This window comes from Rheinheimera sp., from assembly GCF_020217005.1.
GTDB lineage: Bacteria > Pseudomonadota > Gammaproteobacteria > Enterobacterales > Alteromonadaceae > Pararheinheimera.
The window spans coordinates 1-10,000 of record NZ_JAIWOI010000043.1 but is presented as its reverse complement, the minus strand read 5'-3'; the positions used below and the strand labels follow the sequence as shown (position 1 = coordinate 10,000).

Here is a 10,000-nt window from a genome sequence, read left to right as displayed (position 1 = left end):
TAACACACCAGCTGGTAAATAACGGGTGTCGTATTGGTTCGGGTCGAAGTAGCCTTCAACATAAGAGTCCCGTTTTAAGCCTTTGCCGGAAAAACGCACGGCAAAATCGTCAGACACCGCCAGGTTAAACATACCGCCGACACTTTTGGCATTAAATTTACCCATCTCGGTATTCAGGTTACCAAAGGTGTTACTTAAATCGGGCTTGGCGGTCAGTACGTTAATGCTACCGACTGTAGAGTTACGGCCAAATAAAGTACCTTGTGGGCCACGCAAAGCTTCAACCCGTTCTACGTCGTACATCAGCGCCAAAGCGCCCTGCATACGTGGCGAATAAATACCGTCCAGATGCACCCCCACCGCAGGGTCGCCCAGTTCGGTGATGTTGGTGGAACGGATACCACGCATGGTAATAACCGGAGCCGCCTGTTCAGAAGAGACGGCAATGTCCAGACCTGGCACTAAATTGGCGATATCCACCACATTATTCACGCCATTTTGTTGCAGTTGAGCTTCACTCAGGGCTGAAATAGCCACTGGGGTTTCCATCAGTTTAGTTTTGCGTTTGGTGGCCGTGACTGAAATGACTTCCAGCTCGGTGTCATTGGCAACGGCCTTTGATGTGGCCGCTGCAGTGTTGCTGTTGCTATTAGTGACGTCTGCTTGCTGCGCGGCGGCGGAAAAAACGCATGCCATGGCTATCGCAAGCGAAAGTGCGTTACGTTTATGCATTATCTAACCCCTGTCTGTAGTTTTTTGCTTTTTTTTTAATGGCAAACAAACTGCCGGGTTTGCCACAGCTTTAACCTTAATGGCAGTCTAAAACCAGAGATACAGAGATTCGACAAGGCGAGCTGGTCATACTACAACACGATTCAGGCTGGGTTGTTGTGGGCTTGGGCAGTGAAACATTATCTTTCCCATTGATGTGGATAAATAAGTAGGACAGCGGAAAGTCCACACAAACAATACGCAAATACACCCTTTTTCGGTACTCAGTGGTCTGGGCCTCCTCAACCCTTCCAGTGGCGGAGGCAAAAGTACTGACGCTGTGGTGATACAGTTTGTAGACATTGGTGGTGGCACTTCCGGGCAGCGGTCTGAAGAAGCCGAAGATCACAAGGTCAACATTCGATGCAAGCACTAACCAGCTTTAGTTGTAATTCCAACTCTTGGCATAGATTCCTGCTGCTTCGCCAAATTCTTGTGTTTTTTGCAGCCCTTCACTTGGCGTCTTAAAAAAAGCAACTCCAGGCTTGACTTCAAGTTGACTTGAAGTCGTAAGCTGCTCAGGACAGTTGAACTTAGGAGGTAATGAAATGAAGAAAACTGCATTAGAGACCTTTATTTCTGAGGTGAAGCAGCATTGGACCGGACTTAACAGCGAAACAGTTGAAGCGGTCAGACAACTGCTGGCAGACCTGACAAAGAGCTCGCCTGATGAGCTATGGCTGAAGGATATTCTGGAACAACGACCTGCGGCAAAAGAGCTATACAGAGATCCTGACCATGGATTTATTTTGCTGGCACACAGTGAAGAGCAAGGCACCTATAGGCATCCACACGATCATGGTGCGGGTTGGGTTTTTTACGCTGTCTATTCCGGCGAAATAGCAATGACGACATTTGAATTAATAACCTCTGCCAAGGGCGAAACGAAGTTGGTTTCCAGAGGTTCAGACGTCATGCGAAGTGGACAATGCAGGGTGTTTTTGCCTGGTGATATTCATGACACTCGCTGCCTAACTGAAGGTTTTATTCAATTTCGACTGACCAGCACAGACTTTAAAAAAGAAATTGAACAAGGCCGCATGATTAGATTTGCATCTTAAAACTGGCGTTTATGGTCCGGTCAAGCGTTGTTAATCACGCTTGACCGGGGCCGCTTTACTAGTTTTGTGCTCTCGCGCCTGATACTTGCCTGCAACTCTTAAGAGTTTTTGAAACTTAGGACATTCACTGTGCTTTTCTGCGGTGCATTTTGCTGCATGCTCGAGGCATCGCTGTATAGCCACAAGTTGCTTAACACGTTGTGCTATTTCGTTTGCTCTTGCCGTCAGGCTTTGCCGATTTACTTCGAACTGCCCTTTCGTTGTAAACATCGACTGTATTTCTTCAAGAGAAAATCCTGCTCGTTGTCCCAGGGCAATGAACTCTAGTTGGTCAAACACATAAGTATCAAAAATCCGCTTTAGACCATTCCTACCAATTGATTTGATGAGTTTTTTTTCTTCGTAATACCGGATGGTTGATGCTGGTAGTCCCGACTTTTTCGATAGTTTTGAAATATCTATTAAACCCATAATCCTGGCCTTGACTTAAAGTTGACTTGAAGTAGTACAGTACAAAAACTTTGACAATTGCGCAATCAGGCCAGTTGCTTGTTGACTATTCGGGAGCTGAAGATGACTAAAGAACTGGAGAAATCGCACCAAGACCAGGAGCAAAACAAGTCGTCGTCAAAAACCACTTTATTTAGTCTTGCCTGCGCACTATTGATGCCAACTCTGGGTGTGAGTATCACAAATGTAGCATTGCCCGACCTGGCCCACAGTTTTAACGCTTCGATCTCGTCGGTAAGTTGGCTTGTCATATCCTACTTAGTTTCGGTTGTTACTTTTATTATTGGTGCAGCTGTGCTTGGTGATATTTTCGGCAGAAAACCTTTGCTTCTTTTGGGTATTGGCATTTTTTCAGTAGCCTCATTCATGTGTGCAATATCAGTTAATTTATCGATGCTGGTTGCTGCGAGAATGATTCAGGGGCTTGGCGCAGCCTTGCTCCTGTCACAAACCCTGGCACTGGCCAGCTCCGCCCAACCTAAAAAAATAGGCTCCGCTATGGGTTTGTTGAGCACAACAGCAGCAATAGGCACTGCCCTTGGGCCTGTGGTTGGTGGATTCTTATTAGAGATATTTGGCTGGCAATCGATATTTTGGACAATGTTCGCTCTGGGCTGCGTTAGTTTCAGTTTGAATGCGCTCTTTATTCCCAATGCTTTACTCAAATTATCTGGTCGCTATAAAGACTACGATTTTTTAGGTACGCTGCTGCTTGGGTTGGCTTGTTTGCTGTATGCATTGTCTATGACGTTACACAGCCCTATGCTGACGACATCAAACCTTATGCTGTTAGCAGGTGCAGCACTAGTGTTTACCCTTTTTTTGATTCGTCAGCACAAGTGTAAGGCTCCATTAATCAAACTGACTTTTTTTCATAACAAGTTACGCAATGTTACATTGGCGGCAAATTTTTTCGTTGATCTGGTGGCCATGTCAACATTAGTCATAGGCCCCTACTTTCTGACTTATCGCTTCGGCGTATCTGGATTGGACCTTGGCATCCTGATGGCTATAGGTCCGTTTTTATCGGCATGCTCAGGCTACCCTGCCGGAAAACTTGTCGATTTGATTGGTGCAAAACGGGTTATGTTTTTAGGACTTTCGTGCATGTTCATCGGCATACTTTGTTTTGCATTCTTACCCATTTTATTTGGTCTAGCCGGCTACATTGCCGCACTGTTCGTTCTGACTCCAGGGCGTCAGATGTTTCTGACCTCTAATCATAGCTATGTCATGTCTGGCGCAGCACAAAACGAAAAGGGATTGGCATCAGGCGTGCTGAATCTGGTTAAAAACTTAGGTCTGATGACAGGCGCTTCAATGATGGTAGGAGTGTTCGCCTCGCAATTACCCACTGAAAATATAGCAGTGTCGACCAGGCAAGAGCTGGAAGCGGCGTTCACTTCTACTTTTATATTGGCCAGTGCTTTTATCGGTGTTTTGCTGCTGTGTGTTTATTGGGTCAGTGCTCGTAATAATAAACTTAAGTGATAAAAGGCCAGGTAAAGGACCAAAAAATCTGGTGTATAAAGAGGGAAATTCATACTTAACTGCAGTTTGCCTCGCTGTTGTAGCGGCGAAAGACAAAGCAGCTGACCTCAGACAAAAGTTTTTGAATAACAATACCGCATCTAAACCCGTGATCGGCTGCAAAAACACCACGCCAATATTTTTACAAAACCGTGCTTAAAGCTGCTCAGTTTTCCAGCAAAGTCTTTAATCTAAGTGCAAGATCCGCAACAGCATTTGCAATCTTGTAGCCTTTTTGCTTATGCTGCCAAAAGTATTCCAAAGGCCAGCAGCATGATAGAACTTCACCAGTATTGTCCGGAGCAAAAACAATGGCAGATCAGCGATTTTCAGGCGCTGCATTACCCTTTGCTGTCCGACACTAAAATCTGGATTAATCTAAGTGCGGCCAGCCAAATGGAACAACAACAGGTGCTGAATTTTTTCCGTATCCACCCCGTGATAGCGGAAGATTTCCTGCGTGAACGTCATCCGCCAAAAATGGAGTTCAGCGACAGCTTTAGCCTGTTGATTTTACGTGGTTTCTCCGGCCCTGATTTCAGTGACTATCCAGGCCATAGCCAAATTTCTGTGTTATTTAACGACCAGGTGATACTGGTGAAATACCACAGCCCGCTGGACGACACAAAAATAGACCTGCCCTTTTCCTCCATGCTGGGTATAGAAAAGTTTAAAGACTGGATTAAAAAATACATCCACGCGGTGTCCGCCACTTATCTGGAAAAATTGCTGCAGTTTGAAGATGAGCTGGGCGAGCTGGAAGACAGCATGCAAAGCAATGGTAACGACCAGAAAATGGCGCAAATTATGAAGTACCGCTCAGTATTTCGGAAAATTGATCGCAATCTGGCTTACCAAAAAGAAATGTTTTCCGACCTTTTATACGAAGAAGATGCCAGCCATCCATTTAAACGTCATTTTGATTCGATAGAATTACGTGATTTTTACGAGAAGTTTGAGCGCCTGCACAGTATGACTCAAATGTACTACGACCAGTTAAGCGATTTGGTCGGCAGTTATATTTCAACCTCCTCGCATCAAATTAACGAAAAGATGAAAGTACTGACTATGCTCAGTGCAGTATTTATTCCACTGACGTTTATTGTGGGTGTGTACGGCATGAACTTTAAATACATGCCGGAGCTGGACAATCCGTCTGGCTACTACATTACCTGGGGCCTGATGCTTGGATTGGCCATTGGTCTGTTAGCCTGGTTTAAAATTCGCCGTTGGTGGTAAAGCTGGTGCAACTACGCAAACAGCAGGAGCGGTTTAATGGTTGAAAATACCCAACTGGATATTGAAGAAATAGTCCGTGACAGTTTTGATGAAAACGAAACTGAGCAACTGGCGGAAAAACTGGACCAGTTGGAGCCGGAAGAGATAGCTTTTGCTCTGGAAGCTATGCCGTTGGAGCAACGGGTTGGCACCTGGCTGACGCTGGAAAAAGAACAACAGATAGCCGCCTTAACCTACATGAGGGTGGATGCGCGCAGCAACATCTTTAAGCAGCTCGAAACAGCACAACTGCATGAGTTGGTTGAAGAAATTGACGTTGATGACCTGATTGAGTTACTGGACGAGTTACCTGAGGCCATTTATCAGTATGCCTGTTCTCGCTTAGATCAAAGCGAAAAACGCTGGCTGGATCAGGCCTTAACCTACGACGACGAACAATGTGGTCGCTATGCTGACCACGACGTACTGATCTTAAGCAAAAACGCCAAAGTGCGTGATGCGGTGCGTTTATTTAAAAAGCTGACCGAAGATGCCGAATACCAGGAAGCCTTATTCGTAGTCGACCGCACCGGCCGTTATGTTGGTTTACTGCAGGGTATTCGTTTGTTAGGCCAACCTAATCATATGCCTGTAGTCGAGTTTATCGACGCCGAAGCCCCTGTGGTGCAAGGTGATATGGAGCTGGATGAAGGCTCAGATTTAGTGGCCCGTTCTGGTTACAGTGCTTTGGCGGTGGTCGATAGCGAAGGCAAGCTGTTAGGCCGTTTATCTATAGGTGAAGCTTTAGAAAACGTCCGGCGTAGCCTCGAAGGTCAGTTTATGCATACAGCGGGTCTGGATGAAGAGGAAGATTTATTCGCGCCTATCTTCAACAGTGCTAAACGTCGGGCCTTATGGTTAGGTATCAACTTATTGACCGCCTTTTTAGCGGCCTGGACCATAGGTTTGTTTGAAGCCACTTTGCAACAGGTAGTGGCCTTGGCTGTATTAATGCCTATTGTCGCCTCAATGGGCGGCATAGCCGGCAGTCAAACCCTGACCCTGATCATCAGGGGTTTGGCTTTAGGCCAAATCACACCTCAAACCTACTGGACTTTGATGCGAAAAGAGCTGGGAGTCGGTGCTATTAATGGGGTGCTTTGGGCTTTGGTGATTGCTGGTATTACTTACCTCTGGTTTGGTGACTGGATTATCGCCACAGTCATAAGTCTGGCCATAGTGATTAATATTTGTGTCGCCGCTTTTAGTGGCGTGGTGATCCCGGTCTGGCTGGAGAAAATGAAAATAGACCCTGCCTTGTCAGGTTCAGTGATTTTAACCACAGTGACAGACGTGATAGGTTTTTTTGCCTTCCTTGGTTTAGGTTCACTGTTTTTGATTTAATGTAAATTTTTTGATTTTATACAGATACTTGGCCGCCAAAGCACACTAGAATACTCCTAACAAAGAAATTGAAGGTGTGGTTATGAAAATTGCGGTTTTGTCGCGCAATAGTGAGTTGTATTCGACCCGTCGACTGGTCGAAGCGGCCGAAGAGCGGGGGCACCAGATTGAGGTGATAGATCCGCTGATGTGTTATATGAACATCAATAAAACCAAATCCGGTATTCACTACAAAGGTGAAGTGCTGGAGCAGTTTGATGCTGTGATCCCCCGGGTTGGCGCTTCTATTACCTTTTATGGCACTGCGGTATTACGTCAGTTTGAAATGATGGGCGTGTATGCCCTGAATGAATCAAGCGCTATCAGCCGTGCCCGCGATAAACTCTGCTCACTGCAACTGCTGGCCCGTGAAGGTATTGGCCTGCCTATTACCGGCTTTGCCGATAAGCCAGGTGATATCCCTGATTTAATTGAGATGGTCGGCGGAGCGCCGCTGGTGATCAAACTGCTCGAAGGCACCCAAGGCATAGGTGTAGTTCTGGCGGAAACCCGTACCGCAGCCGAAAGTGTGATTGAAGCTTTTATGGGCCTCAATGCCAATATTCTGGTGCAGGAATACATCAAAGAAGCCAATGGTGCTGATATCCGCTGTTTTATTATCGGTAATAAAATTGTTGCAGCCATGAAACGTCAGGCCAAAGCCGGTGAATTCCGCTCCAACTTACACCGAGGAGGCACTGCCTCTTTGGTCAAACTTAGCGCCGAAGAAAAACGCACTGCCCTGGCGGCTGCAAAAACTATGGGCTTACATGTGGCTGGGGTGGATATTTTGCGTTCTAACCATGGCCCTGTGGTGATGGAAGTGAACAGCTCTCCTGGTCTTGAAGGCATAGAAGGTGCGACTGACATAGATGTGGCTGGCCGGATGATTGAATATCTGGAAAAACATGTGCCTTTGCATCAGGCTCGCATGCAGCAAAAAGCGTTGCAAAAACAGCAAGGGAAAAAGTAAATGTCGATAACTGCAGGCAAACCTATGCTGACTGAAAAACAACAGGCTTTTACTTTAGGTGGCACAGTGATCCAACCAGGCCAGCGTGCTGTGGTGGATATTCCTTTTGGCAAACTTTATACCCACACTGAGCTGAACATAGGTGCTCATGTGGTGCATGGCAAAAGACCAGGTCCAGTGTTACTGATCACCTCAGCTTTGCATGGCGATGAAATTAATGGTGTAGAAATTTGCCGCCGTTTGCTGAAAATGCCCAAACTCAGTCAGTTGCGCGGTACCTTAGTGGTGGTGCCTATAGTTAATACTTATGGTTTTGTGCAGCAGTCACGCTATTTACCCGACAGACGGGATTTAAACCGCAGCTTCCCGGGCAGCGAAAAAGGCTCACTCGGCAGCCGTATGGCCTACCAGTTTACTGAACGAATTTTAAAACAATGCACTCATGTTATTGATTTACATACGGGTGCCATTCACCGCAGTAACCTGCCTCAGGTCAGGGCAAGTGCTAAAGACAAAGTCGCCTTGCAAATGGCCGAAGTGTTCAACGCCCCTATTATTATCAAAGCGGCCAGCCGCGAAGGCACAATGCGCGGCACTGCCAACGCTTTGGGTATTCCTATTATTTTATATGAAGCCGGTGAAGCACTGCGTTTTGATGAGCAGTCCATCAAAATTGGTGTGCATGGTATTTTGAACGTGATGCAAGACCTTCGCATGTTCAGCCCAAGTAAAAAGGCGGTCAAAACCGGGTCTTTGTTCAGCAAAAAAAGTAGCTGGATCAGAGCAGAACACGACGGTATAGCGCGTTATTACGTTGGCCTTGGTCAGACAGTGCAACAAGGTGATGTGCTGGCGCATATCTACAGCCCCTACTCCGATTTTGAAGTGGCTGTTGAAGCCAGTTTTAATGGCATAGTGATAGGCCGTAATAACTTGCCGCTGGTGAACGAAGGGGAAGCTTTATTCCATATAGCCGAAGTCAGCTCTTTAGATGAAGCCGAGAAGACACTGGACGCCATAACCGACGAAGTCGACGCCGCAATGCCGTCGATGTTAGGCGTGGTTTAACATAGCCTCAGAGCAGACTTGTCTGCTCTGAGGTGACTGTTTTTAACTGCTGACTGCTGTAGGTACTATGCCGACAGTAGCAATACGTTGTCCTACCATGTCCCGCACATAAAGTGTCACTGCACCAAAGGTTTTGCTGGCATCCAGTGCAGGTTCAGTCGCTAAGGCCTGACGTAAAACCTCATCCAGGGACAAGGCTCCATCCGCGAAAAGCTCGATGCCATAGGAGTGCTGCACGTCTTCCACTTTGGTATAGCCTTTTAACCTAAGCTCACCTGCGGGCAATTCATGATGACTGGCTTCTGCCACACCCGAGCAGACCAGATCGACAAATTCACGCACATCAGGTTTCATCACAATAAACAAATGATCACCGGCATGCAGGAAAGTAGACCCCCGCGGAGGTATAACGTCATTGCCGCGCGTGATCATCGCCACCACAGTACCATCCGGCAGCGCCATCTGCGATAAACGCCGACCTGAAGCTCTTGAACTGTCACCCAATTGATATTCAACAATATCGGCATCCACATCACCCAAAGCAGTAATTTCCAGGGTTGCTGCAGGCGTTGCCGGAGGTGCCTCAGTCAAGCCTAAAGTGCGGGCTACCCAGGGTAAAGTAGAGCCCTGCACAGTGGCAGAAATAAGCACTACGAAAAACACCACACTAAAAATCAGCTCAGCACCAGGTAAGCCATAAATCAGCGGGTAAATCGCCAGAATGATGGGCACAGAGCCCCGTAAACCAACCCAGGATACTAAGGTCATTTCCCTCAGGTTAAAACCAAATATCTTCAGCACAGGAAGCACAGACACAGGCCGGGCGACCAGAATCAACACTGCCGCTATCCAGAGCCCTTCAATCCAGACATCCAGTAATGTAGAGGGGTTAATCAGCAAACCTAAAATCACAAACATAACAATTTGCCCCAACCAGGCCAGTCCGTCATGAAACAAAAAGGTACTGCGCTGAAACACAAAACGGCTATTGCCTATTACTACACCTGCGATAAAAATGGCCAAAAAGCCGCTTCCGCCCAAATTTGCGGCCACACCAAATGCCAGCAAACCCAATGCGGCCACCATCACCGGATACAGGCCCGATGTGGTCAGATGGATCCGGTTAATAATGCGTACAGATAACCAACCACCTGCTAAACCCACCACTGTGCCTATGCCCATTTGCTGCACAAACAGCATGAATAATCCAGTACCTGGTTCCAGACCTTTGACCATCACTTCTAATAAACCCACGGTCAGAAAGATGGCCATAGGGTCGTTGGTCGCACTTTCAATTTCCAGGGTGGCTTTCAGGCGCGGATTAATATGGATACCGGCATTGCGCAGTAACGAAAACACTGCGGCAGCATCGGTTGAACCTACGATAGCCCCGATCAACAGACCATAGAACAGCGATACATTCAGG

9 protein-coding genes are annotated in these 10,000 nt (G+C 46.9%); 6 read left to right on the top strand and 3 right to left on the bottom strand.

Annotated elements, in window-relative coordinates; genetic code table 11:
* The coding region (locus LDL40_RS02205) for a TonB-dependent receptor (protein WP_300993341.1) at positions 1-732 on the bottom strand (732 nt) is incomplete at its 3' end.
* A 587-nt stretch (positions 733-1,319) separates the two neighbouring features.
* Between LDL40_RS02205 and LDL40_RS02200 the strand changes: the two genes are divergently transcribed.
* Positions 1,320-1,832, top strand: a complete 513-nt coding sequence (locus LDL40_RS02200; protein WP_300993339.1) for a hypothetical protein — start codon at positions 1,320-1,322, stop codon at positions 1,830-1,832.
* A 30-nt stretch (positions 1,833-1,862) separates the two neighbouring features.
* On the opposite strand, the gene LDL40_RS02195 is transcribed toward LDL40_RS02200, so the two are convergent.
* Positions 1,863-2,303: a helix-turn-helix domain-containing protein gene (locus LDL40_RS02195; RefSeq protein WP_300993337.1), complete on the bottom strand. Its 441-nt coding sequence runs from the start codon at positions 2,301-2,303 to the stop codon at positions 1,863-1,865.
* Positions 2,304-2,405: 102 nt separating this feature from the next.
* On the opposite strand from LDL40_RS02195, the gene LDL40_RS02190 reads away from it, so the two are divergent.
* From LDL40_RS02190 to LDL40_RS02170, 5 genes are all read left to right on the top strand, one after another.
* On the top strand, positions 2,406-3,833 hold the full coding sequence (locus LDL40_RS02190; RefSeq protein ID WP_300993335.1) for an MFS transporter: 1,428 nt from the start codon (positions 2,406-2,408) through the stop codon (positions 3,831-3,833).
* A gap of 312 nt (positions 3,834-4,145) precedes the next feature.
* Complete coding sequence (locus LDL40_RS02185; RefSeq protein ID WP_300993332.1) at positions 4,146-5,111, top strand: magnesium transporter CorA family protein; 966 nt, start codon at positions 4,146-4,148, stop codon at positions 5,109-5,111.
* A gap of 36 nt (positions 5,112-5,147) precedes the next feature.
* Positions 5,148-6,494 (top strand): magnesium transporter, encoded by a 1,347-nt coding sequence (gene mgtE / locus LDL40_RS02180; protein ID WP_300993329.1) that lies wholly within the window; start codon positions 5,148-5,150, stop codon positions 6,492-6,494.
* A gap of 82 nt (positions 6,495-6,576) precedes the next feature.
* The gene (rimK, locus tag LDL40_RS02175) at positions 6,577-7,506 is read left to right on the top strand and encodes a 30S ribosomal protein S6--L-glutamate ligase (protein ID WP_300993326.1); all 930 of its coding nucleotides are present in this window, start codon (positions 6,577-6,579) and stop codon (positions 7,504-7,506) included.
* A gap of 24 nt (positions 7,507-7,530) precedes the next feature.
* Positions 7,531-8,574, top strand: coding sequence for a succinylglutamate desuccinylase/aspartoacylase family protein (locus LDL40_RS02170; protein ID WP_300993344.1), 1,044 nt, complete (start codon positions 7,531-7,533; stop codon positions 8,572-8,574).
* A 42-nt stretch (positions 8,575-8,616) separates the two neighbouring features.
* Here LDL40_RS02170 and LDL40_RS02165 read toward each other — a convergent pair.
* Positions 8,617-10,000: potassium/proton antiporter (locus LDL40_RS02165; RefSeq protein WP_300993324.1), on the bottom strand; the 1,384-nt coding region annotated here is incomplete at its 5' end.

What these genes read in the sequence shown, in the direction of transcription:
- mgtE (WP_300993329.1), top strand. Translation starts at nt 5,148, where the DNA reads ATGGTTGAAAATACCCAACTGGATATTGAAGAAATAGTCCGTGACAGT.
- LDL40_RS02185 (WP_300993332.1), top strand. Translation starts at nt 4,146, where the DNA reads ATGATAGAACTTCACCAGTATTGTCCGGAGCAAAAACAATGGCAGATC.
- LDL40_RS02190 (WP_300993335.1), top strand. Translation starts at nt 2,406, where the DNA reads ATGACTAAAGAACTGGAGAAATCGCACCAAGACCAGGAGCAAAACAAG.
- LDL40_RS02170 (WP_300993344.1), top strand. Translation starts at nt 7,531, where the DNA reads ATGCTGACTGAAAAACAACAGGCTTTTACTTTAGGTGGCACAGTGATC.
- rimK (WP_300993326.1), top strand. Translation starts at nt 6,577, where the DNA reads ATGAAAATTGCGGTTTTGTCGCGCAATAGTGAGTTGTATTCGACCCGT.
- LDL40_RS02200 (WP_300993339.1), top strand. Translation starts at nt 1,320, where the DNA reads ATGAAGAAAACTGCATTAGAGACCTTTATTTCTGAGGTGAAGCAGCAT.
- LDL40_RS02195 (WP_300993337.1), bottom strand. Translation starts at nt 2,303, where the DNA reads ATGGGTTTAATAGATATTTCAAAACTATCGAAAAAGTCGGGACTACCA.